General features: G+C 72.5%; 20 protein-coding genes. 11 read left to right on the forward strand and 9 right to left on the reverse strand.

Annotation, left to right across the window (positions count from 1 at the left end; genetic code table 11):
* Window positions 1-13: 13 nt before the first annotated feature.
* Window positions 14-340 carry an ATP-binding protein gene (locus E1281_RS03425; protein ID WP_165958776.1) on the forward strand — a complete coding sequence of 109 codons (327 nt, stop codon included), beginning with the start codon at window positions 14-16 and terminating at the stop codon, window positions 338-340.
* The gene (locus E1281_RS03430; protein ID WP_131875642.1) at window positions 337-558 is read left to right on the forward strand and encodes a hypothetical protein; all 222 of its coding nucleotides are present in this window, start codon (window positions 337-339) and stop codon (window positions 556-558) included. The genes E1281_RS03425 and E1281_RS03430 overlap by 4 nt, the downstream gene beginning before the upstream one ends.
* A gap of 501 nt (window positions 559-1,059) precedes the next feature.
* Here E1281_RS03430 and E1281_RS03435 read toward each other — a convergent pair.
* A complete protein-coding gene (locus E1281_RS03435; protein ID WP_131875643.1) occupies window positions 1,060-1,419 on the reverse strand; it encodes a hypothetical protein in 360 nt (119 codons plus the stop codon).
* A gap of 131 nt (window positions 1,420-1,550) precedes the next feature.
* Between E1281_RS03435 and E1281_RS03440 the strand changes: the two genes are divergently transcribed.
* Window positions 1,551-2,447, forward strand: a complete 897-nt coding sequence (locus E1281_RS03440) for a phosphotransferase (RefSeq protein ID WP_131875644.1) — start codon at window positions 1,551-1,553, stop codon at window positions 2,445-2,447.
* Between the two features lie 287 nt (window positions 2,448-2,734).
* Here the strand turns inward: E1281_RS03440 and E1281_RS03445 are convergent, their stop codons facing one another.
* Together E1281_RS03445 and E1281_RS41070 are read right to left on the reverse strand one after the other, a co-directional pair.
* Window positions 2,735-3,196 carry a hypothetical protein gene (locus E1281_RS03445; RefSeq protein ID WP_131875645.1) on the reverse strand — a complete coding sequence of 154 codons (462 nt, stop codon included), beginning with the start codon at window positions 3,194-3,196 and terminating at the stop codon, window positions 2,735-2,737.
* A 75-nt stretch (window positions 3,197-3,271) separates the two neighbouring features.
* On the reverse strand, window positions 3,272-3,529 hold the full coding sequence (locus E1281_RS41070; protein ID WP_207943078.1) for a hypothetical protein: 258 nt from the start codon (window positions 3,527-3,529) through the stop codon (window positions 3,272-3,274).
* 168 nt (window positions 3,530-3,697) lie between these two features.
* On the opposite strand from E1281_RS41070, the gene E1281_RS03455 reads away from it, so the two are divergent.
* Window positions 3,698-4,192, forward strand: coding sequence for an MSMEG_6728 family protein (locus E1281_RS03455; protein ID WP_131875646.1), 495 nt, complete (start codon window positions 3,698-3,700; stop codon window positions 4,190-4,192).
* Between the two features lie 24 nt (window positions 4,193-4,216).
* Here E1281_RS03455 and E1281_RS03460 read toward each other — a convergent pair whose 3' ends face one another.
* Window positions 4,217-4,792, reverse strand: coding sequence for a hypothetical protein (locus E1281_RS03460; protein ID WP_131875647.1), 576 nt, complete (start codon window positions 4,790-4,792; stop codon window positions 4,217-4,219).
* Window positions 4,793-5,121: 329 nt separating this feature from the next.
* The gene (locus tag E1281_RS42525) at window positions 5,122-9,717 is read right to left on the reverse strand and encodes a cation-translocating P-type ATPase (RefSeq protein WP_165958777.1); all 4,596 of its coding nucleotides are present in this window, start codon (window positions 9,715-9,717) and stop codon (window positions 5,122-5,124) included.
* 127 nt (window positions 9,718-9,844) lie between these two features.
* On the opposite strand from E1281_RS42525, the gene E1281_RS03475 reads away from it, so the two are divergent.
* The 5 genes from E1281_RS03475 to E1281_RS03495 all read left to right on the forward strand — a co-directional run bounded on the left by E1281_RS03475 (window position 9,845) and on the right by E1281_RS03495 (window position 15,492).
* Complete coding sequence (locus tag E1281_RS03475) at window positions 9,845-10,039, forward strand: hypothetical protein (protein ID WP_131875650.1); 195 nt, start codon at window positions 9,845-9,847, stop codon at window positions 10,037-10,039.
* Window positions 10,040-10,485: 446 nt separating this feature from the next.
* A complete protein-coding gene (gene chvE / locus E1281_RS03480; RefSeq protein ID WP_131875669.1) occupies window positions 10,486-11,562 on the forward strand; it encodes a multiple monosaccharide ABC transporter substrate-binding protein in 1,077 nt (358 codons plus the stop codon).
* Between the two features lie 75 nt (window positions 11,563-11,637).
* Window positions 11,638-13,176 carry a multiple monosaccharide ABC transporter ATP-binding protein gene (gene mmsA, locus E1281_RS03485; RefSeq protein ID WP_131875651.1) on the forward strand — a complete coding sequence of 513 codons (1,539 nt, stop codon included), beginning with the start codon at window positions 11,638-11,640 and terminating at the stop codon, window positions 13,174-13,176.
* Complete coding sequence (gene mmsB, locus E1281_RS03490; protein ID WP_131875652.1) at window positions 13,173-14,414, forward strand: multiple monosaccharide ABC transporter permease; 1,242 nt, start codon at window positions 13,173-13,175, stop codon at window positions 14,412-14,414. The genes mmsA and mmsB overlap by 4 nt, the downstream gene beginning before the upstream one ends.
* Window positions 14,415-14,472: 58 nt before the next feature.
* Window positions 14,473-15,492 (forward strand): LacI family DNA-binding transcriptional regulator, encoded by a 1,020-nt coding sequence (locus tag E1281_RS03495; RefSeq protein WP_131875653.1) that lies wholly within the window; start codon window positions 14,473-14,475, stop codon window positions 15,490-15,492.
* A 52-nt stretch (window positions 15,493-15,544) separates the two neighbouring features.
* Here the strand turns inward: E1281_RS03495 and araB are convergent, their stop codons facing one another.
* The 4 genes from araB to E1281_RS03515 form a co-directional block, all read right to left on the reverse strand.
* The gene (gene araB, locus E1281_RS03500) at window positions 15,545-17,173 is read right to left on the reverse strand and encodes a ribulokinase (protein ID WP_207943079.1); all 1,629 of its coding nucleotides are present in this window, start codon (window positions 17,171-17,173) and stop codon (window positions 15,545-15,547) included.
* A 17-nt stretch (window positions 17,174-17,190) separates the two neighbouring features.
* Window positions 17,191-18,687 (reverse strand): L-arabinose isomerase, encoded by a 1,497-nt coding sequence (gene araA / locus E1281_RS03505; protein ID WP_131875655.1) that lies wholly within the window; start codon window positions 18,685-18,687, stop codon window positions 17,191-17,193.
* Window positions 18,684-19,361: an L-ribulose-5-phosphate 4-epimerase gene (locus E1281_RS03510; RefSeq protein ID WP_131875656.1), complete on the reverse strand. Its 678-nt coding sequence runs from the start codon at window positions 19,359-19,361 to the stop codon at window positions 18,684-18,686. Before E1281_RS03510 ends, araA begins: the two co-directional genes overlap by 4 nt.
* Window positions 19,362-19,428: 67 nt before the next feature.
* Window positions 19,429-20,469, reverse strand: a complete 1,041-nt coding sequence (locus tag E1281_RS03515; RefSeq protein WP_243716538.1) for a LacI family DNA-binding transcriptional regulator — start codon at window positions 20,467-20,469, stop codon at window positions 19,429-19,431.
* A gap of 132 nt (window positions 20,470-20,601) precedes the next feature.
* Between E1281_RS03515 and E1281_RS03520 the strand changes: the two genes are divergently transcribed.
* Both E1281_RS03520 and E1281_RS03525 read left to right on the forward strand, forming a co-directional pair.
* The gene (locus E1281_RS03520; RefSeq protein ID WP_131875657.1) at window positions 20,602-21,339 is read left to right on the forward strand and encodes a hypothetical protein; all 738 of its coding nucleotides are present in this window, start codon (window positions 20,602-20,604) and stop codon (window positions 21,337-21,339) included.
* Between the two features lie 142 nt (window positions 21,340-21,481).
* Window positions 21,482-23,209, forward strand: a complete 1,728-nt coding sequence (locus tag E1281_RS03525) for a hypothetical protein (RefSeq protein WP_207943080.1) — start codon at window positions 21,482-21,484, stop codon at window positions 23,207-23,209.
* Window positions 23,210-23,215 lie beyond the last annotated feature (6 nt).

The following is a 23,215-nucleotide window of genomic DNA, read 5'->3' on the forward strand; positions in this document are numbered from 1 at the left end:
CCGTGCGCCGGCGTTGGCGAGAGACTTCGTCGCGGCGCAGTTCCGGGAGTGGGGCTCCACGGACGACTTCGTGGCGCGCCTGGTGGTGTGCGAGCTGGTGGCCAACGCGTGGCGGCACGGTGAAGGTCAGATCATCCTGCGCGTCTTCCGCGACGTCCGCGCGGACCTGGCGGTGATCGAGGTGTGGGACCAGGGAGAGGGGCTGCCGGTGGTCGGCCAAGAGGACCCGGAGGCGACCTCGGGGCGGGGCCTGCTGCTGATGTCGCAGTTCGTGCACGACTGGGGAACCCGACCGATCACCGAAGGCGGAAAAATCGTATGGGCGAAGTGCTCCCTGTGAGCGGCCAGGTTGAGCAGTGCGTCCTGCGATGGCGGACGTACCGGGGCGGCGCTACGGCGGAGAGGTTCCTGAGCGGGTTGGCCGTGGTTCTGGAGCCTCGGGGGTGGCGCCTGGTCCGGCTCTACCGCGCGCAGGGGTTTCCGCTGCCCCTGTTGTGGGTCTACGTCACCGGCCCCTACAACCACGTCGGGCTCGGGGTCGTCGTGCTGGCGGTTTAGGGGAGCGGCGGCGCCGCTTCCAACCCGCCTGCCGATCTCTTCCCGGCTACGCTGTGAAGGTGATCGAGGCTTGGTTCCGGGGGAACGTTCGTGTGGTCGCCAAGGACCCGGAACTGCCTCTTGATCTACCGGATTACTCCAACCTCACGCTTGTCCAAGACGGCCCGCCCATCGCTCACGCGGTCGAGGCCGGTTCGAGCCGTGCCGTCTGCGGGCAGGTGGCACGCCTTCTCCCCTTTGGCCGCTCTTGGCACGATCCGGTCCCAGCACATTTCGAACGCTGCGCCACATGCCTCGCCCGACACCCGATCGCATGCTCGGACGCGCCACGGAGCAACCACGGAACGGACGGCCCCGTTCGTACTGTGTAGGGCCGCCCGTTCGCGGGCCCGGGTCTAGTCTTGCCCGTCAGGGTGGCCGGTAGAGGGGTTGCAAGGGGCTTGTTTCCCGGGGGAACTCTGACGCCGGGACGCTCGGGCACCGCGTGCGAGCGCGCGGCGGTCACCAGACTCCGAGCGGCATGACGTCCCAGGAGAGACGAATGGCGGGACGTGTCTGCACCCGCAACGGCTCTAGGGCGTCACTCGTGAAGTGGAGGACCAACCCCTCGTACTCGTCCCGCTTCTCGACGGTGAGGCTCTCCAACCTGCGGAGCCGACCGATCGACATGGTCTCTTCGCCCGCCTCGTACATCGTCACGTACGCCTCGCCCGACGTGGGATCGAGCGAGAAGAGCACTTCACGAGCCCCTCGCCGGAGACGGAACGACTGAAGCCCGACAGGCCAGGCCATGTCCTCGTGCTCCGAGGACGGTTCGTCTTCGAAGAGCCAGATCAGGTCCGCGAGGTCGGGCATCTCCATGCGGCCGACGTTATAGGCACCCGGAGGGCGCGGCAGCATGGTGAGGAGCAATACGCGGGACAGCACAAGGAGCGGCAGCGGAGAGCGCGCGTCCGCTCGCGGGGCATGCCGCCTCAGTACTGTGACTTCGTATGAGCGGCACCGCGATCGAGATCACCGCGGACCTGGTCCGTGACCTGCTGCAGGAGCAGCATCCAGACCTTGCGGGGCTGGCCATCCGCGAGGTGGCAGGCGGCTGGGGCAACCGGATGTGGCGTCTCGGGGACGAGTTGGCCGTGCGAATGCAGCACATGGACCCCACCCCGGAGCTCCAGCTCAAGGAGCGGCGATGGCTACCTGTGCTGGCCCCGCTCCTGCCGCTCCCGGTGCCGACCCCGGTGCGGTTCGGCCATCCGTCCGAGCGTTTCCCCAAGCACTGGACGGTGATGACGTGGGTTCCCGGCGAGCCGCTCGACCACGGCTCGATCAGCCGCGGGGCCCACGCGGCCGACACTCTGGCGGGTTTCCTGCGGGCGCTCCATGTGGAGGCGCCCGCCGAGGCGCCGATCGCTCTGGACCGCGGCGCCCATCCCAGGAACTGCACGGACGGCTTCGAGAACTTCTTCCAGGCCGTTGCACCCGACGACCTCGCTGCCGACGTCCGGGCCGTCTGGGACGACGCCGTTGCGGCCCGGACGTGGGAGGGCCCGCCGGTGTGGGTGCACGGCGACCTCCATCCCGCGAATGTCGTCGTCTCGGACGGAACGCTCTCGGGCATCGTCGACTTCGGTGACATGTTCGCAGGCGATCCGGCGTGGGACCTCGCCGCCGCATGGGTGCTGCTCCCCGCGGGCACGGCCTCGCGGTTCTTCGACATGTACGCGCATGCAGACGAGGCGGCGATCCGGCGCGCCCGCGGGCTGGCCGCCATGAAGAGCCTCTTCCTGATGCTCATGGGGCAGAACGGGGATCGGGGCCTTCCCGGCGGCAAGCCTCACTGGGGGTCTGCGGGCCGGGCGGCACTTGATCGTGTTCTGAAGGGTGCTTGACGCACGCTTCACCGAAGGTGCCGGCTCCCCGCGCGCTGCGGCAGCCAGTGGTTCCCACCAACGAAGCGGCTCAGCGGCTCTGAGCCTGCGCTTCCTTGGTGTCGTACGGCCCGGAGACGGGCTTGTGGGTGCCGCCCCCCAGTGCCCACTATTTGTTTCCGCGGCGTTTGCGGACGTGCGTCGCCACAGCGTCCTCCTTTTCGTTGGGTCAGCGCCCGCACCTGGCGCGGACGGTTCTCTCACCGTGCCGTTCTCCTATCGCCGTGCAACATCTCACGGAGCCTTGATCACCCGTGCCTTCCCGGGTCGGGTGGCGCCACGACGGGATCCGGCCAGAACTGCAAGAGGAAGCACGCGCCTACAAGGTCGCTTGCCGCTGCCTCCCATGGAAGTTCTGCGGGCTGCTCGCGTCGGCCGATTCGTAGTCGCCATCGACCAGGTGACGGAAGATCTGGCCCGTGGCCCGAGCCCGCGTCGCTTTGGTCCACGAAGAACTGCGCGGTCGGCAGGTCCAGCGACAGGCACACCTGATCAGGCCAGTACGAGGCGTCGATCTCTGCGGATTCGTCCCAGACCTCTAGCTGCAACCTCGCTTTGATGATCAGGCTGTCCGCCGTCTCCAGAAATACCGAGCCAGAGCTTGCATGGACCCAGTCGCTCCCCGGTAGGCGATCCGGCACGCCCTCGCCGTCACAGGCTTGATCAACCAGACCGAACATGCCGTCCACGACGTACACATCCTGGAGCACGGCGGACAGTCTTTGTGCCACCTGAGATTTCCTCCCGTCAACGAGGAAGCGCGTGTTCGCGAGCGATCCGGACGATCAGCAGGAGCACCAGCCTAAAGGCGAGCAGGACGGGCCCGGCCGGCGGCGCGATCCGCGGCATGCGGCGGTGCCCGTACAGGTCGCCGAGCGGCCGAGCGCGGGCGTGCAGACGATGGCGGTCACCGGCTGGGGCGGGGTCACGGCGATTCCCTGAGGGAGCACGGTGGAGAACGCGTGCAGGGCGTAGGCGCCGACGACGCGGTCGCCTGCCGCGTCCAGCACCCCCTCGTCGATCATGATCTTGGCGCCGTACATGCCCTCCTCCGACCCCGGTGCGCCAGTGGTCGGTGACGGTCGTTTGTGCATCACGGGGCAGGGGATGCTAGCCGCGTCCGGACCGGTTTTATGATCTTGGTCCGGCAGCTTCCGGACTGGTTGCGCGGGTCCGGTTTCGGCGCCCGCTCCGAGGTTTCAGGTCAGGGTGTGCAGACATTTCTTCCGTACTGCGACTTCGTGGCTACGGCGCGTGTCCTGGACCGGCGCCGGTTGGGGAAGCAGCGGGTCGAGGCGCTGCAGGTGCTGCGTGGGCTCACCGTGCCGGGGTACGGGTGGCGGCGCCATCCGGCCGTGCGGATGTGGACGGGGTATGAGGAGGCGCTGGTCCGGTACGGTTTGGAGATCTGCCGGCGATGGTGCGAACTGGGGCATGCCGACACGTGCGCCGGGAGCTTGACCGCCGAGTTGGCCGCCGCCACGGGTGTCCGGCGGCCCCGGGGGCAGAAGCTGCTGGGTGAGGCCGGAGAACTGCCGCCCTGGCTGGGGGATCCGGCGCTGCACCTCAGTCACCGCTCGGCGCTGGCCCGCAAGGATCCAGCGTTCTACGGGCCGGTCTTCCCGGACATCCCCGCCGACCTGCCGTACCTGTGGCCCCGTTCGGATCGTGAGGGCGGGGGGCGCGGCGATGCGGCACCGATGTAGCGCCGCATCGCCCGCGCCCGTGGCTCAGCCTCTGCGCGGAGGCGTGGGGTGGCGCTCCTTCTCCGTGGTGCCTCCCGTCTTCTGCCAGCCGCGGTGGAAGGGGCCTCGCCTGCGGCCCTGCGCCGGGACGGCGGAAGCCTCCGGACGGTCGTCGACGGGGCGGTGCTTCTCGTCCGCCCGCCGTGCCTCGCGCACGCCGACCACCAGGAATCGTCCCAGCGCCAGGCCTGCCAGCAGGACCATGACGGCGCCGAGCCCCTCGAAGAACGACAGGCGTTCGGCGATCTGGCGGGCCTCACCGCCGAGCGGCGCGCCCACGCCCATGTTCCAGAGCGCGGCCAGCGTGGTGCCGACGACGAACCACAGTCCGCCGAGGACGGCCAGCCAGCCACCGAACTGGGCCAGGGGCCGGTTCGCGGCGGTCATCAGGATCAGCCCGCCGATACCGACGGCGATCGCCGGAAGGATGGACAGCACCAGACGGTCCGCGCTGTAGACCCACGTTTCGTCCGGACCGAAGCCGAAGCCGAAGTAGGGGCCGATGAACGGGATGAGCCCGCCCCAGAGTGCAAGGAGCACCAGCAGGAGCCCGCTCAGCATGCCGCGGCTTCGGGGCGCTCGCAATTTCCCAGTCATGAGTATCCCCTCCTGACCAGGTGATAGTCCGACATTTCAGACATCGCGGTACCCGCTATGCCCGATCCCAACCGGCTCGGCGGTCCGGTCGGCCCAGGATCCGCCAGGTTTTGAACTGAGGGTTCGCGGGTTTACGGCGGTTTTGGACGGGGTTTTGGCGGTATGCGGAGCTCGTCGAGAGGGGGCGGCATGCGGGTCGAGGGCGTGCGGGTGCATGGCTTTGAGTCGGCACCGACGGGCTCGGCGGCGTCACCGGGCTGCTCCAGGTCGGCGGGCGGCGGCCGCTGAGCGTGTCAGTGCGCGGGCGGCAGGAAGCGGGGGGCCAGCGCGGCTCCCGCGGTCGCGGCCGCCGCGGCCGCGGTGACGATCGCCCAGGCGCCGGGGCCCAGCGGGGTGCAGCCGAAGAAATGGCTGAGGCCCGGCAGCTCGACCACCGCGAACAGCGCGCCGACCGAGATCACGCAGGTGGCGATGACCAGGGGGCTGCGGTGGCGGGTGATGAGGGTCTGGCCCAGCTGGGCGCCGACCAGGGCCGCCAGGGCCATCGTGGAGGCTCTGCGGCGGCCTCCGGGGACGAGGCTCGTCAGGCGTCCCGCCTGCCAGGAGGCCAGCGCGGCGGCCGCGGTCGCGGTGCCGCGCACGGCCAGGGCCGAGCGCATGTCCCGGCCGGTGAAGCCGCGGACGGGGGCGCCCCCGAGCGGCGCGGCGTCGTCGGCGGGGGTGAGGGCCACGGCCAGCGCCGGGAGCATGTCGGTGAGCATGTTGACGACGAGGAGCTGCCGGGTGCTGAGCGGGGCGTCGCCGCTCAGGGCCGTTCCGAGGATGGTGAAGGAGACCTCGCCCGCGTTGCCGCCGACGAGGATGGAGGCGGCGTCGCGGACGCTGTGCCACAGGGCGCGGCCCTCGCGCAGGGCGTCCAGGATCAGGGCGTTGTCCGGCGCCGTGAGGACGAGGTCCGCGGCGGTGCGGGCGGCGCCGGAGCCGCGGCCGGCGACCGCGATGCCGACGTCGGCCCGGCTGATGGCGGCGGCGTCGTTGACCCCGTCGCCGGTCATCGCGACCACCCGGCCGGCCTTGCGCAGGTCCTTCACGATGCGCACCTTCTGGGCCGGGGAGACGCGGGCGAAGACCGCGGCTTGCTGCACGGCGCGGCGCCGCTCGCCGGCGGACATGCCGTCGAGCTCGGTTCCGGTGAGGACCTGATCGGCGTCGGGGATGCCGAGCTCGGCGGCGACGGCCGCGGCGGTGGCCGGGTGATCGCCGGTGATCATGGTGGTGCGCACTCCGGCCTCGACCAGCCGCCGCACGGCGTCCTCGGCGGTCGGACGGGGGGTGTCGGCGATGCCGACGAAGCCCAGGAGCGTGAGGTCCGCGATGTCGCCGTCGAGCCGGTCGGGGGCCGGTCCCTCGGCGACGGCGAGCACGCGCAGGCCCTCGCCGGCGAGGCGCTTGACGATCGCGGCGGCGGCGCGGCGCCGAGCCGGGGTGAGCGGCTCGTCACCCGTCCCGGGGTGCCTAGGAGTGTGGATCCGGGTGCACTTGGCGAGGACGACCTCGGGCGCGCCCTTGACCGCGATGACCGGACGGCCGCCGTCCCGTCCGAGTGAGGCGGAGAACCCGCGGGTGGCTTCGAAGGGCAGTTCCTCGTCGAGCGTCCACCCGGTGTCCGGCGGCAGGTCGCCGGCGGACTCCAGCACGGCCCGGTCGGTGGCGTGGGCGACCCGCCCGCCGTGGGCCGGGCTCGCGTGCGCGGCGACGCGGAGGATGCGCCGGCCGTCCTCGCCGGTGAGCGGGAGCGGGCGGGCCGGGCCGGCGGCGCGGACCAGGCGGAGCCTGCCCTCGGTGAGAGTGCCGGTCTTGTCGAAGCACAGGGTGTCGACCCGTCCCAGCGCTTCGAGGGCCCGGGTGGAGCGGACCAGCACGCCGAGGCGGGAGAGCCGCCGCGCCGCCGCGAGCTGGGAGAGGGTGGCGACCAGGGGCAGCCCTTCGGGGACGGCCGCCACGGCGACCGCGATGCCGGATTCGAGGGAGCGGTGCAGCGGGAGCCCGCGCAGCGTGCCCAGCGCCGTGACGGCCGCGCCGCCGAGCAGGGTGGCGGGGAGGGCCTGGTGGGTGAGTTCCGCCAGGCGCGCCTGCATGCTCGACGAGGCCTCCGCCGCGCCGGCCAGCGCCGCGGCGCGGCCGGTCTCGGTGGCCTCGGCGGTGGCGACCACGATGGCGGCCGCGCTTCCGGCGACGACCGTGGTGTTCTCGTAGACCATGCAGGAGCGGTCGGCCGGGTCGGCGCCCGGCGCGGGCTCGACGCTCTTGCCGACGGGCACCGACTCGCCGGTGAGCGTGGCCTCGTCCACTTCCAGCGACTCCGCCCACAGCAGGCGGGCGTCCGCGGGGACGACGTCCTCCGGGCGCAGCAGGATCACATCGCCGATCCGCAGGGCGGCGGCCGGGACCTTCTCGGTGGCGGCCGACCGCAGGCGGGCGAACGCGTCCGGGTCCGCGGCTCCGGGCGGCGGGGCGGCGACGCCGTCGATGCGGCGTGCGGGCACCTGCTGTCCCAGGAGGAGATCGCCGAGGACGCGCTCCGCCCGCATCCGCTGCACGCCCCCGATGAGGGCGTTGCCCGTCATGACGCCGCTGACCAGCAGCGCGTCCACGCTGGAGCCCACCACCGCGGACGCCGCCGCGCCGAGCGCGAGCACGGGGGTGAGCGGATCGTCGAGTTCCTGCCGCACCGCGCCCGCCAGCCGCAGGCCCGCCCCGGCCGGACGGACCACCGCCGAGTGCAGCGGCGGCACGGAGGACAGCAGGGACAGGAGCGCGGCGGCACGCGTGGCCGGCGTCCCGGCCTCCGCGGGCGCGGGCTCGGCGGCGCGCGACAGCCGCCGGAAGACCTCCTCGGCGCTGAGTGCGTGCCAGGCGTCGCGGACGACGGGCGGCGGCAGCGGACGGTGGTCCAGCCGCCGCGCGCTCACCGCGTTGGCCAGCATCGCCGCCATCGCCGCCAGGTGCACCGGCGGCAGGTCCCGCGCGGACACGAACCCGCGGCGCCGGGGCCGCCCGCCGGAGATCATCAGCAGCGCGCCGAGCGCCGACGCGCTCACCGACAGCTCCGCGGCGCGGTCGCTCGCGCGCCTCGCGGGCCGGACGGCCGCCAGCAGCCGCCATGCCTCGCCGAGTCCCGGTCCGCACACCAGGGCGGCGCGCCAGTCGGCCGGCCCGTCCCCGCTCAGCACGCTCACGCCGACGTCGGCCGCGTCCAGCGCCCGGTCCCGGCCGCGGGCGATCGCCAGGACCCCGTGCCCCTCGCGCTGCAGGGCGCGCACGGTGCCCGCCAGGTCCTCGGCGGCCACCGGGGAGTCGTCGCCCCAGGCCACCAGCTCCCTCGTGCTGGCGTGCTCGGTCAGGACGACCACGCCGGCCGCCTCGTGCGCCGCCGCGAGCAGCGCTTCGGCCAGCGGGTCGAGCGAGCGGCCGACCCGTACCCGGCCGCGGCGTTCGCCGCCGTCGTCCAGAAGGTCCAGCGTGACGCCCTCCGGGTCGGCGGGATCTCCGCCGGACGCCCTGACCAGGCGCCATTCCGGATCGCCGTCCGCACCGCCGCCGGGGCGTCCGGCGGGCCATGGGCCGGGCCCTGCCAGGTCGCCGGGGTCGCGGCCCGCCAGCGCCGCGGCGGCCATGCGCCAGACGCCCGCGTCGTCCAGTCCGTCCCCGGTCGCGGCCGCCGACAGCAGCCGCGGCTCCGTCGCGCACAGCACCGCCGAGTCGATGACGACCGCGCCGACCCGGTCGAGCCGGCGCAGCGCGGCCGGTTCCAGCACCACCGCGCCCCGCACGGCCAGGTCGTGGGCCAGCACGGCGGCGAACGCCTCCCGGCCGTGCCGCGCCGCCTTGGGCACGGTCGCCAGCAGCAGGTCGGCGGCGCGAGAAGCCTGCCGGGTGCCTGCCAGGACGCCGGTCCCGCCCACCAACTGCCCCAGCTCCGTGCGGTGCACGGCCTTCTCCACGGGGCCGTCCGGGAGCGGGCACGGCCGCCGGGCGGGGACGCCGCACTCCTGCGGCTGCCCCAGCTCCGCGAGGTGCGGCTCACGGCGCCTCCACGTCTCGCGGCGGGCACTGATCTCGTAGAGGTGGAAGACCCGCTGGGCGGCGTCGGCCGCCACCGGGGCCACGCCGTGCGCGGCCCCGTTGGCGACGGCGTTGGCGACGCCGAGCAGGGCGTCGGCGCGGGCGCCGCCCAGCCGGTCCTCCACGGCCGCGCGGATCCGCGGCGTCACGTCCGCGATCGACACCGCGGCCCGCACCGGGCTGGGCGCCGGCGGGAGGGCCAGCAGCCTGCCCGCCACGGCCGCGGCCGCGGCAGCGCAGTCCGCCGCGAGGGTGGACGCCGCCGCCGTCCACGCCATCTCGTCATCGGGAGGGCGGCTGTGGGCGTCCTCGTCGAACGGAGCGGCGCGGTGCTCGGCCTCCACGTCCCGCACCGCCGCCACCAGGGCGCTCAGGTCCACCTCGTGTTCGGCGAACGCGACCAGGACGTGACCGGCGACCGCGTTGACCTCGGCCAGGGTCACCCCGTCCAGCCGCTGGAGCGCGTCCGTCAGCGCCTTCACGTAGCGCCGGTGGAGCCGGCCGCCGCCCGACAGGCCGTTCACCTGGATGTGGGCGCGCCCGCCGTGCGACCACACGCGCCGTTCCGGTCCTCCGGCCGCCAGGGACGCGAGCGCGCCGGCGGCCCTGGCGGCGCGGTGCGCCCCCTCGCCGACCGTCCTGGCCACCGGCCCGGTCCGCAGCCCGGCCTTCGCCCCCCGCACGGCCAGCGTCGATGCCGCGGCCGCGGCCGAGACCGGCACGTTGAGCGCCGTCCTGGCCAGGGACGCCCCCGGAATCGCCACCGCCCCGTTCCTCCTGCCCCGCGGATGACCGGCCCACCGACCAGTGCCGCCTACCCCTGACTACGTTCCGTAAACGGCTGCGGACGGCGCCCGTTAGAGCGGGACCCCTTGCGGGTAGCAGCGCCAGATGACCACTCCTGAAGAGAACGCACCGAAGACCGAGGACACCGACCAGGTCGTGATGAAGCCGGGCGGGGACCCCGACCGGGATCCCGATCAGGAACCCAGGTCGAAGCCCGACGACCGCACGGAGCTCGGCGCGGAACTCGAAGACAGGATGTCCGAGAAGGGCTTGTCGCGCGACGACTTCACCGAGTCCTGAGGCCGTGCCCGCGGCCCGCGGGCACGGGCCGCCGCGGCGGCGGCCTCCGGGGTGGCGCACGCCGCGCGTCCACAGCGGTGTCCAAGGAGACCGGCACCACCGTGAGCCGGACGCGCAATGTTTGCGTTAACCGTGTGAAGTGCTCATGGAGCGCCGCCTGGAAGAGCGTTCCTGCTTGCCCTTCGCGGGTCCGACGCCGGTTCGGCGAGTGCGGACTTCCGGGGGTGTTGACGGGCGTGGTGATAACGCTAACAATCGGATGGCGAGTTGGGTCACGGTTGTGACGCGGCCCACACCGGCCTCTTGACATGCTGGTGTGACCGGTAACAGCCTGACCCCGACCACCTGCCTCCGACACCCCCGATCACCGGCAGCCACCCCCGAGGTGAGACGTGAAGCGTAGGAAGCTCGTCAGCCTGGCGCTGGGCCTTGGGCTCGCGCTCGGCATGACCGCGTGCGGGTCGAGCGAGAAGACCATCGACAAGGAGAAGGCCGGGAACGCGCCGGCGAAGGGCGCGCTCGTCGGCGTCACGATGCCGACCCGCTCGTCCGAGCGCTGGATCCACGACGGCGACAACCTCAAGAAGCAGCTCGAACAGCTCGGCTACAAGGTCGACCTCCAGTACGCCGAGGACGACATCCCCACCCAGGCCAACCAGATCGACAACCAGATCACCAAGGGCGCCCGGCTGCTGATCATCGCCTCGATCGACGGGACCGCGATCACGACCCAGCTGCAGAAGGCCGCCGACAACGACATCCCGGTCATCGCCTACGACCGGCTGATCCGCAACTCCGAGAACGTCGACTACTACGCGACCTTCGACAACTACAAGGTCGGCGTGCAGCAGGCGACGTCGCTGCTGGTCGGGCTCGGTCTCAAGAAGCCGGACGGCTCGGAGGGGTCCGAGAAGGGCCCGTTCAACGTCGAGCTCTTCGGCGGCTCGCCCGACGACAACAACGCGACGTTCTTCTACAACGGCGCGATGGACACCCTGAAGCCCTACATCGACGACAAATCCCTCGTCGTGAAGAGCGGCCAGACGGACTTCAAGACCATCGCCACGCTGCGCTGGGATCCGGGACGCGCCCAGAAGCGCATGGAGGACCTCCTCACCCGCTCCTACAGCGGCGGGACGAAGATCCAGGGCGTCCTGTCCCCCTACGACGGCCTGTCGATCGGGATCCTGTCGGCGCTGAAGTCCAGCGGCTACGGGACGCCTGGGCAGCCGTACCCGGTCGTGACCGGCCAGGACGCGGAGGTCGCCTCGGTCAAGTCGATCATCGCGGGCGAGCAGTACTCGACGATCTACAAGGACACGCGCAAGCTCGCCTCGGTCACCGTGAAGATGGCCGACGCCGTGCTGAAGGGCGGCGAGCCCGAGGTGAACAACACCAAGGACTACGACAACGGCGTGAAGGTCGTGCCGTCCTACCTCCTGAACCCGGTGATCGTGAACAAGGGCAACTACAAGGAGCAGCTCATCGACACCGGCTACTACACCGACGACCAGCTGAAGTAGCGGGACCGGCGACGTGACGCGCCGGGGCGGGCGCCCGCCTCCCCGAACCACGGGCGCCCGCCTCCGAGGAGGAGCATGACCGACGCGATTCTGCGGATGCGCGGCATCACCAAGACCTTCCCCGCGGTGAAGGCGCTCCAGGACGTCAACCTGGAGGTCCGGCGAGGCGAGATCCACGCGATATGCGGGGAGAACGGCGCCGGCAAGTCGACGCTGATGAAGGTGCTGTCCGGCGTCCACCCCCACGGCGACTACAGCGGGGACATCGAGTTCGAAGGCGAGCCGTGCCGGTTCTCCGGCATCCGCGACAGCGAGCGGCGCGGCATCGTCATCATCCACCAGGAGCTGGCGCTCAGCCCGTACCTGTCGGTCGCCGAGAACATCTACCTCGGCAACGAGCGCCGGGGACGGTTCGGGCTCATCGACTGGAACCGGACGAACGCCGAGGCGGCCGCGCTGCTGGAACGGGTCGGGCTGCGGGAGAACCCGGTGACGCCGGCCATGGACCTCGGCGTCGGCAAACAGCAGCTCGTGGAGATCGCCAAGGCGCTGTCGAAGCGGGTGAGGCTGCTGATCCTGGACGAGCCCACCGCCGCGCTGAACGACGCCGACTCCGAGCACCTGCTCGACCTGCTGCGCGGGCTGCGCGACGAGGGCATCGCCTGCGTGATCATCTCGCACAAGCTGAACGAGATCCGCGCGGTCGCCGACCGGACGACGATCCTGCGCGACGGCCGGACGATCGAGACGCTCGACATGCGCGGCGGCGTGTCCGAGGACCGCCTCATCTCCGGCATGGTCGGCCGCGAACTGGACCACCGGTTCCCGTCCCGCGTCCCCGAGATCGGCGGTGAGGTGCTGCGGATCGAGGACTGGACCGTCCACTCCCCCACCCAGCACGGGCGGCTCGTCGTGGACGGCGCCGCGCTGACGCTGCGCCGCGGCGAGATCGTCGGGCTCGCGGGCCTGATGGGCGCGGGCCGGACGGAGCTGGCGATGAGCGTGTTCGGCCGCAGCTACGGCATCGGGATCACCGGCCGCGTCTACAAGAACGGCGCGGAGATCACCGTCCGGACGGTCAGCGACGCGATCCGGCACGGGCTCGCCTACGCCACCGAGGACCGCAAGACCTACGGGCTGAACCTCATCGAGGACATCAAGCGCAACATCTCCGCGGCCGGGCTGCGCGGGCTCGCCACGGCGGGCTGGGTGGACGACAACCGCGAGTACGAGGTCGCCGAGCGGTACCGCAAGGAGATGAACATCAAGGCGCCGAACGTGCTGACGCCGGCGGGGCAGCTGAGCGGCGGCAACCAGCAGAAGGTCGTCCTGTCGAAGTGGATGTTCACCGACGCCGACGTCCTGATCCTGGACGAGCCGACCCGCGGCATCGACGTCGGCGCCAAGTACGAGATCTATTCGATCATCAACCGGATGGCCGACCAGGGCCGTGCGGTGCTGGTGATCTCGTCCGAGCTGCCGGAGCTGATCGGGATCTGCGACCGCGTGTACGCGATGGCGGAGGGCCGGATCACCGGTGAGGTGAGCCGCGCGGACGCGACGCCGGAGCGGCTGATGCAGTTCATGACCCAGACCGAGGAGACCCGAGCATGAGCAGCGTCGCGCCGGCCGACCAGGCCGTGTCCCCGCCGCCCGACGAGCGGCCGAAGGCGGGCCGGACCCTGCCCGTCAACCTGCGGCAGAGCGGGATCTACATCGCGTTCGGCCTGATCGTCGCGCTGTTCGCGGTGCTCACCGACGGGCAGCTGATGTCCCCGCAGAACATCTCCAACATCATCGTCCAGAACTCCTACATCCTGATCCTGTCGATCGGGATGATCCTGATCATCATCGGCGGGCACATCGACCTGTCGGTCGGGTCCGTGGTGGCCGTGACGGGCGCCATCGCGGCGGTGCTGATGGTGAACCACAACGTGCCGTGGCCGATCGCGATCGTCCTGACGCTGCTGGCGGGCGCCGCGATCGGCGCGTGGCAGGGCTACTGGATCGCCTACTTCGGCATCCCGGCGTTCATCGTGACGCTCGCCGGGATGCTGGTGTTCCGGGCGCTGACCCTGACGATCCTCGGCAACCAGGGCATCGGCCCGTTCCCGGACGAGGTCCGCACGATCGCCAACGGCTTCCTGTCCGGGTACCTCGGCAACGTCGGGCTCGGGCCGCTCGGCGGCGCCGACCTGTTCACGCTGCTGGTCGCGCTGGTGCTGGTCGGCGGGTACGTCGCCTACGGGTGGCGGAACCGGCAGGGGCGCGTCGGCTACGGGCAGAAGGTCGAGCCGTTCACCGTGTTCGCGCTGAAGAACGCGCTGGCCGTCGTGGTCGTGATGTTCATGGCCGTGCAGCTGGCGCGGTTCAAGAACATGCCGTGGGTGCTCGTCCTGCTGGGCGTGCTCGTCCTTGGCTCCACGCTGGTGATGAACCGGGCGGTGTTCGGCCGGCACGTCTACGCGCTCGGCGGGAACCTCCTGGCGGCCCAACTGTCGGGCATCAAGGTCAAGTCGGTGTCGTTCTGGCTGTTCGTCAACATGGGCGTGCTGTCGGCCGTCGCCGGGATCGTGTTCGCCGGGCGGCTCAACCAGGCGGGACCGACCGCCGGGAACATGTTCGAGCTGGACGCGATCGCGGCGGCGTTCATCGGCGGCGCGGCCGTCCAGGGCGGCGTCGGCAAGGTGATCGGCGCGATCACGGGCGGCCTGATCATGGGCGTGATCAACAACGGGATGTCGCTGCTCGGCGCGCCGAGCGAGCGGGTCATGCTGATCAAGGGACTGGTGCTGCTGGCGGCGGTCGCGTTCGACATCTGGGCCAAGCGCCGCAGCGGGACGGCCCGCTGACCGGGACGCCCGGCGCGCCCGCCGGCCGGGTGGGCGACCCGGTATCTTCCGTAGTGACATGACCGCCACGCCACCACCGGCCCGCCCCGGGCTCCGCGACGTCGCCCGGCTCGCCGGGGTGTCGCACCAGACCGTGTCCCGGGTGTTCAAGAACCATCCGATGGTCAGCGCGAAGACGCGGGACCGGGTGCTCGCCGCGGCGGCGCAGCTGGACTTCCGGCCGAACGCGGCGGCGCGGGCGCTGGCCACCGGGCGGTCCCGGACGCTCGGCGTCGTCAGCTTCGACACCGCGCTGTTCGGCCCGGCGTCCATCATCGCGGCGGTCGAGCGCAACGCCCGCGCTGCCGACTTCTTCACCAGCGTCGCCAGCCTGGACTCGCCGGGGCGGGGCGCGGCCGCGGGCGCGGTGGACCGGTTCCGCGACCAGGGCGTGGACGGCATCATCATGATCCCCGGGCACGTCCCGCCGGAGGAGGCGCTGCGGCACCTGCCGGACGACCTCCCGAGCGTCCTGCTGGGGCCCGCGGCCGCGGTCCCGACCGTGTCGGCCGACCACTACCTGGCGCCGCGGGAGGCGACCCGGTACCTGCTGGAGCTCGGGCACCGGACCGTCCACCACCTGCCGGGCCCGGCCGACTGGTGGGAGGCGAACGAGCGCACCCGCGGCTGGCGCGACGCGCTCGTCGAGGCGGGCGTGGACGTCCCGGACTGCGCGCCCGGCGACTGGAGCGCCCGGTCCGGCTACGAGCGCGGCCGGCTGCTGGCCGCCGACCCGGGCGTGACGGCGGTGTTCGCGGCCAACGACCAGATCGCGCTCGGGCTGCTGTGGGCGATCCACGAGAACGGCCGGAGGGTACCGGACGACGTCAGCGTCATCGGCTTCGACGACATCCCCGAGGCGGCGTTCCTCACCCCGCCGCTCACGACCGTCCGGCAGGACTTCACCGCCCTGGGCCGCCACTGCGTGGACCTACTGATCGCGCAGCTCACCGGTGCCCCCGGGGCGACCGGGCCGCCGAAGCTCGTCCCGAGCCACCTGGTCGTCCGCCACAGCACCGCCCCCGCCCCCGAACGTTGACTTGCGGCGTGTCGTTGTTATCCGGCCCGCCATGACAACAACACGCCGCAAGTCAACGGAGGGCGCGGAGGCGGTGCATGACCCTGCCGTCGGCGAACGCGTCGTGGAGGCCGCGGTAGATCTCGTAGAGGGAGTCGTAGGCGTCGGCGCGACGCCGGTCGGGGACGTAGGCGGACGGGACGCGGCGGCCCATCGCGGCCGCGGCGGACGTGATGTCGGGGTAGGCCCCGGCGGCGACGGCGGCATGGATCGCCGAGCCGAGAGCCGGGCCCTGCGACGAGCCGATGAGGGAGAGCGGGCGGCGCAGGACGTCGGCGTAGACCTGCATGAGGAAGCGGTTCTTCACCAGTCCGCCCGCGACCACGAACTCCTCGACGGGGACGCCCGACGCCTCGAACGTCTCCACGATCACGCGGGTGCCGAACGCGGTGGCCTCGATGAGCGCGCGGTAGACGTCCTCCGGCCGGGTGGCGAGGGTCTGCCCGACGATCAGGCCGGACAGGTCGTGGTCGACGAGGATCGACCGGTTGCCGCTGTGCCAGTCGAGCGCGACGAGCCCGTGCCGCCCGACCGGTTGTTCCTGGGCGAGGGCGGTCAGGTGCTCGTGGACCGTCAGCCCCGCCGCGGCGGCGGCCTGGTTGTAGCGGGCCGGGACGCAGTTGTCGACGAACCAGGCGAAGATGTCGCCGACGCCGGACTGCCCGGCCTCGTAGCCCCACAGGCCCGGCACGATGCCGTCCGCGACGACGCCGCACATGCCCGGGACCTCGGCGAGCAGGTCGGAGGACATGACGTGGCAGGTGGACGTGCCCATGATCGCGACCATCTGGCCGGGGCGGACGGCGTCGGCCGCGGCGGCGGTGACGTGGGCGTCGACGTTCCCGACCGCGACCGCGACGCCCTCGGGGAGGCCCGTCCAGGCGGCGGCCCGCGCCGTCAGGGTTCCGGCGAGGCCGCCGAGCGGGGCCAGGTCGTGGCCGAGCTTGGCGGGGAATTCCGCGAAGTCCGGGTCAAGGGCGGACAGGAAATCGCGGGACGGGTAGCCGCCATCCTGGTAGATGCCCTTGTAGCCGGCCGTGCAGATGTTGCGCGACTCCCGGCCGGTGAGCTGCCAGACGATCCAGTCGGCGGCCTCGATCCAGCGTTCGGCCCGGCCGTAGAGGTCGCGGTCCTCCTCCAGGAGCTGCAGGCCCTTGGCGAACTCCCATTCCGAGGAGATCCTGCCGCCGTAGCGGCGCAGCCACGGCTCGCCGCGCTCGGCCGCCAGCGCGTTGATCCGGTCCGCCTGCGGCTGGGCGGCGTGGTGTTTCCAGAGTTTCGGCCAGGCGTGCGGCCTCGCGGGGTGGAGGTCGGCGAGCGGCGTCCCGTCGGCGGTCGCCGGCAGCACCGTGCAGGCGGTGAAGTCCGTGCCGACGCCGATGATGCGGGACGCCGGGACGTCCGCCGCGGCCAGCGCCTTGGGGACCGCGAAGCGCAGGACGTCCAGCCAGTCCCGGGGCGCCTGGAGGGCCCAGCCGGGCCCGAGGCGGGCACCGGCCGGGAGCGCCTCGTCGATCACTCCGTGGTCGTACTCGTGGACGCCGTCGCCGACCTCAACGCCGTCGCGGACGCGGACGAGCACCGCCCGCCCGGACAGCGTGCCGAAGTCGACGCCGACGACGTACCGTTCGTCCGCGCTCACAGGCTCCTCCTCGGTCGTCACAGGCCCCCGGCCAGGCGGTAGTACGCCTGGTTCCAGCGGATCTCCTTCGTGAACTGCCGGAGCGTGGTGCCGGCGTCGATCGTGAGCAGCTCCACCCCGGCCATCGCGGCGAGGTCCTCCAGCTCCTCCGTCCCGAGCGCGGCGGTCAGGACGGTGTGGTGCGGCGCCCCGGCGGTCAGCCACGCCTCGGTCGACGTGCGCAGATCGGGAAGCGGGCGCCACACGGCGCGGGCGACCGGCAGCATCGGTAGCGGCTCCGGCGGCGCGACGACCTCGATCTCTGCCGCGACCAGGCGGAACCGGTCGCCCATGTCGGCGAGGCCGGCCACGACGCCGGGGCCGGGCGCGGCGTCGAACACCAGCCGCACCGGGTCCTCGCGCCCGCCGATGCCCAGCGGATGGATCTCCAAGGAGGGGCGCCCGGCGGCGATGGACGGGCAGACCTCCAGCATGTGCGCGCCGAGGATCAGCTCGTTGCCGGGTTCGAGGTGGTAGGTGTAGTCCTCCATGAACGAGGTCCCGCCGGGCAGGCCGGCGGACGCGGCCTTGAGCGCGCGCAGCAGCGCCGCGGTCTTCCAGTCGCCCTCGCCCCCGAAGCCGTAGCCCCCCGCCATGAGCCGCTGGACGGCGAGGCCGGGGAGCTGGCGCAGCCCGCCGAGGTCCTCGAAGTTCGTCGTGAACGCCTTGAAGCCGCCGTCGTCGAGGAACGTCCGCAGGCCGAGCTCGATCCGCGCGCCGTAGCGGAGGGAGTCGTGGCGCTCGCCGCCGGGGCGCAGCCCGGGGGCGACGTCGTAGAGGTCGCCGTACTCCTTGACCAGTTCGGTGACGTCGCCGTCCGGCACGGCGTCCACGACCTCGACCAGGTCGTTCACGCCGTAGGTGTTGACGGAGACGCCGAACCGGAGCTGGGCCTCGACCTTGTCGCCCTCGGTGACGGCGACGTCGCGCATGTTGTCGCCGAACCGCGCCAGCCTCAGCCGCCGCAACTCGTGCAGGCCCGCCGCCGCCCGCGCCCACGCGGAGACCCGCGCCGTGACCGACGGGTCGGTGACGTGCCCGGCGACGGTCTTGCGGGCGACGCCGATCCGCGACTGGACGTGGCCGAACTCCCGGTCGCCGTGCGCGGCCTGGTTGAGGTTCATGAAGTCCATGTCGATCGAATGCCAGGGCAGATCGACGTTCGCCTGCGTGTGCAGGTGGAGGAGGGGCTTGGTGAGCGCGTCCAGCCCGGCGATCCACATCTTCGCCGGGGAGAAGGTGTGCATCCAGGCGATGAGGCCGACGCAGGAGTCGTCGGCGCCCGCGTCCAGGCACGTGCGCCGGATCGCGTCCGCGCCGGTGAGGACGGGCAGCCACCTGACGGCGACCGGCAGCGCCTCCCCGAGCCCCGCCGCGATCTCCGCGGACTGCCCGGCGACCTGGCGCAGGGTGTCCTCGCCGTACAGGCCCTGGCTGCCGGTCAGGAACCAGATCTCGCGGTTCGGAAGGCTCACGGCCGGCTCCCCTGCCCGTAGACGTTCTGGTAGCGGTCGTACAACCGGTCGATGTCGCCGGCGTCCATCGGCAGCGGTTCGCCGAGCTGGCGCGACAGGTGGACGGTCCGGGCGGCGTCCTCGCACATCACCGCCGCCTTGACCGCGGCGCGGGCGTCGGCGCCGATCGTGAAGACGCCGTGGTTGCGCATCAGCACGGCGGGGCTGCGGTGCCCGTCGAGCGTCTCGACGATGCCGCGGCCGATCTCGTCGCCGCCGATGAGCGCGAACGGGCCGACGGGGATCTCGCCACCGAACTCGTCCGCCATCGCCGTCAGGACGCACGGGATCGGCTCATCGCGGGCCGCCCACGCGGTGGCGTAGGCCGAGTGGGTGTGCACGACCCCGCCGACGTCCGGGCGGTGCCGGTACACGTAGGCGTGCGCGAACACGTCGCTGGACGGCGTGAGCGGCGACTCGCCGGCCGGCGCGCCCTCCAGGTCGCACAGCACCATCGAGTCGGGGGTGAGCCGTTCGTACGGGACTCCGCTCGGTTTGATCAGGAAGGCGTCGTCGCCGGCGCGGGCGGACACGTTCCCGGCGGTCCACACGACCAGCCCGGCCTCGACGAGGGTCCGGTGCAGGACGGTCAGCTCCGTGCGGAGCGTCGCGATCCCGCCGGTCGGCTCTGGCATCTCGGCTCCGTTCTGTTAGCGCTAACATCTCCGGCGTGACGAAGGCGGGTCCGCGGACCGGCCGAGGTCAGGTCCCCCTGGGGACCCCCGTGCTCTCCCGCACGACGAGTTCGGGCTCGACGACGCGGTGCGGCGCCCCGGCCGCCGCGCTCCCGCCGATCCGGTCGAGCAGCAGGTCGAAGGCCCGCCGCCCCACCTCGCCGAAGTTCTGCCGGACGGTGGTGAGCGGCGGCGGGAAGTAGGCGGCCTCGGGGACGTCGTCGAAGCCGACGACGCTGACGTCGCCGGGCACGTCCCGCCCGGCCTCGCGCAGGGCGCGCAGCAGGCCGAGCGCCATCGCGTCGTTGGCGGCGAAGACGGCGGTGACCCGGGGGTCGGCGACGATCTGGCGGCCGTACTCGTAGCCGGACCGGGCGCTCCAGTCGCCGGCGGGCGGCGGGGCGGCCCGCCGCCCGGCCGACTCCAGCGCGGCGCGCCAGCCGTCGACCCGGCCACCGGCGTCCACCCAGTCGGCCGGGCCCGCGAGGTGCAGGACGGTCTCGTGGCCGAGGCTGAGCAGGTGCCGGACGGCGCGCTCGGCACCGGCCCGGTGGTCGACCGCGACGGCGGGGAACGGCACGTCGGCGCCCGCCCCGACCGCGACGAGCGGGAGGCCGGACGGCAGTTCCCGCAGCCCGGCCGCCGCCGACTCGTGCGGCGCCACGACCATGATCCCGTCCACCGACTGGCCGCGCAGCCGCTCCACGCCCTCGCCGATCGAGCGGCGGTTCAGGGAGCTCAGGCTGACGATGCTGACGGTGTAGTCGTGCTCGCGCGCGGCCTGCTCGATGCTGAACAGCGTCGACGCCGGCCCGTACAGCGTCGTGTCGAAGCCGACCACGCCGAGGACCCCGGACCGGCCGGTGGCCAGCACGCGCGCCGCCGTGTTGGGCCGGTAGTCGAGTGCCTGCACCGCGGCCATCACCCGGGCGCGGGTCTGCGGCCGCACCTTCTCGGGCGCGTTGAGCACGCGCGACACCGTCATCGCCGACACGCCGGCCATCGCGGCCACGTCCTCCATCACCGCCAGCCGCCGGCCGTCGGGCGTCTCCGGTGATTCGGCGGCCACATCGCCTCCCCACGGCGTCTCGTGCTACGAGGAATGTTTGCGCTAACCACCCGGGATGTCAACACCCGCCCGGCCCGGCCCGCTCCCGGGGCAGTAATCTCGCGCTTACGACCCCCGAGCGAGGAGCTTCCGATGGGCGAACTGAGCGCCATGGAGACCGTGCAGGCCGCCGACGAGACCATCCACGAGATCGGATCGAAGTGGATGCTCGCCCCCGCGACGTGGGCGCACGGAAAGACGCACGGGTTCGACAACCCGTTCGCGCACTACTTCGCCGGACGGTGCGGCGTGCTGGGCGACGTCGACGCCGGGGTCGTGACGGCCGCGATGGGCTGGTTCGAGCCGGGGCTCGTCCGGTCCATGTGGGACGAGGGCGTCGCGGTCGCCGGGCCGCACGAGGCCGCGCGGCGGTACATGCTCGCGGGCACGGACTGGGGGCGGGAGCACGTCCCCGACGACCCGCGGCTCTGCGAGCTCGCCGAGCGCGTCGTACGGGAGGCCGAGGGGGCGGGGCTGCCGCTGTTCTGCGGCTGGCGGGCCGTGCCCCTCCCCGAGGGCGGGCCGGGCCGCCTGACCCAGGTGCTCCACGTCATGCGGGAATGGCGCGGCGGGCTCCACCTGGTCGCGACGACCGCGGTCGGGCTCTCGCCGCTGGAGGCCGTCCTGACCGCGGACGGCCCGGACAAGGCGCGCTTCTCCGGCTGGCAGGGCGACCTCCCCGAGTTCGACCACCTCAAGCCCCGGCACGCGGAGGCCGAGGAGATCACCGACCGCCTCGCCGCCGCCGTGTACGAGCGGGCGCTGTCGCCGTCCCAGCGCGCCGAGTTCACGACCCGCGTCCGGGAGGTGGGGACGGCCGTCCTCGGCTGAGCCGTTCTCCCAGCCCGGACGCCCGGACTTGTCGGGCGGCGACAAGAGCCGCGCGGAGATTGCGCAAAAAGACGACTGTCGCCGGGAGAACGACAGGTTCATCGTTGCCCCGTAGTCATCCCTCCTCCAGAAGGAGCCAGAGATGGGGCGACCCTCCCTCCCCATGGTCACGGTCGCGGTGCTGGCCGCCTCCGCCCTCGCCGCCGGGGCGGCGGCGGCCGCGCCGGCGGGCGCGCGTGAAGCCGGACGGTCGGAGGCGCCCGTCGCCTCCGGCTCGCCCGTCACCGAGGTCAGCGAGTCGGTGGTGCGGGTCAGGGTGCCGCTGCCGGCGTCGGCCGGGCCGCACCCCGAGGCGTGCGACTGGCTGTCGTACCTGCGGTTCCGGCACAAGGACGGGCCGGCGGCGTCGGCGGACGCGGACCGGATCCTGGTCGCGCAGCCCGGCATCCTTGAGGGGGCGGGCGCGTTCGGCAGCGTCGCGCGGAACACGGTCGCGGCGGCGGCCGCGCGCGGGAGGCACATCGAGTTCTGGGCCCTCGACCGGCGTTCGAACTGCCTGGAGGACGGCACCGGCGTCCGGGCCGGGCTCGAGGCGGGGGACGTCCATCTCGCGGTCGACTACTACTACCGGCAGCGGGAGATCGACGGCAGGACGTTCGCCGGCTACCAGACCAACGACCAGGTGAAATGGCTGCAGAACGTCGGACTGGAGCAGACCGTCCGCGACCAGTACGACCTGATGGCCGCCGAGCTTCCGGATCAGCGGGCGCGCAAGGAGAAGATGCTCTGCGGCGGCCACTCCCTCGGCGGCGTCCTGACCGCGTACTTCGCCGAATGGGACTTCGACGGGAACCGCGCCACCACGGATGACGCCGGATACAACCAGTGCTCCGGCTACTTCGCCCTGGACACCCGGATCGAGAAGGGCCTGCCGGGGCTGGGCGGGCAGGTCCCCGAGGAGTGGGTCCCGCTCCTCCGGTTCGGCGCGGGCGCGGTGGACGTCGGGTTCGAGGCGGGGGTCGTCCCGCGTGCGCTGTCGGCCCCGGCGGTGGTCAACACCGAGACGATGAACCTGCTGGCGATCGCCGGGCTGGCGGCCAACCTCGCCCCTGACGGGCGGTCCGACCTGGCGACCTACATCCCGTCCGGCTTCAACCAGGACACGACGTTCCGGCTGCTGTTCTCCAAGGACTACCCGACGTTCATCAAGGGCTCCCCGACGGTCCGGGACTTCGGGTTCACCAACGCGGCGGCGCTCGGCGGGCTGCTGGACGACAACTCCCAGCCGCTCGCCTTCATGCAGGCCAGTGCAGGCTTCTGGGACGGCGGGAAGATCGTCGACAAGGAGTTCCCCGCACCGAACAACCTGGAGGAACTCGGGCTCGGCGGCCTGACGCGCCTCCTCGGCACGGAGAAGAAGGCGATCCCGGACGAGCCGGAAGGCCCCCTCTACACCTGGCGGAACTACGACCGCGTCGGCGCACCGGACGACCCGGTGTACAGGTCCAAGGACGGCACGCCGTTCACCGCCGCGGGCAAGGAGGTCACCGACATCGCCGAGCTGGCCCGCAGCCTGTCGGAGCACCCGCTCGACTTCACCGAGCACTACTTCCCCACGAGGATGGTCACCGACATCGCGCTGGCGGGTGCGCCCGGCATCGCCGACGAAGCCGTCCACGAGGGCGGGGTCACCGCCAACCCGGTCATCAACCTGCAGGCGGGTGACGGCCTCGGGTTCGGCGATCCGCAGCCCGGCGACGTCATCGCCCCCGGCTACCAGCACATCGACGTGCTGACCGCGTCCGCCGTGCAGAACGACGGCGAGCCCGAGCCGATCTCCGCGAACCTGGCGGCCTTCGCGGTCGAATGAGCCGTG

This window comes from Actinomadura sp. KC345 (assembly GCF_004348515.1).
In the GTDB taxonomy this organism is placed as follows: Bacteria; Actinomycetota; Actinomycetes; order Streptosporangiales; family Streptosporangiaceae; genus Spirillospora.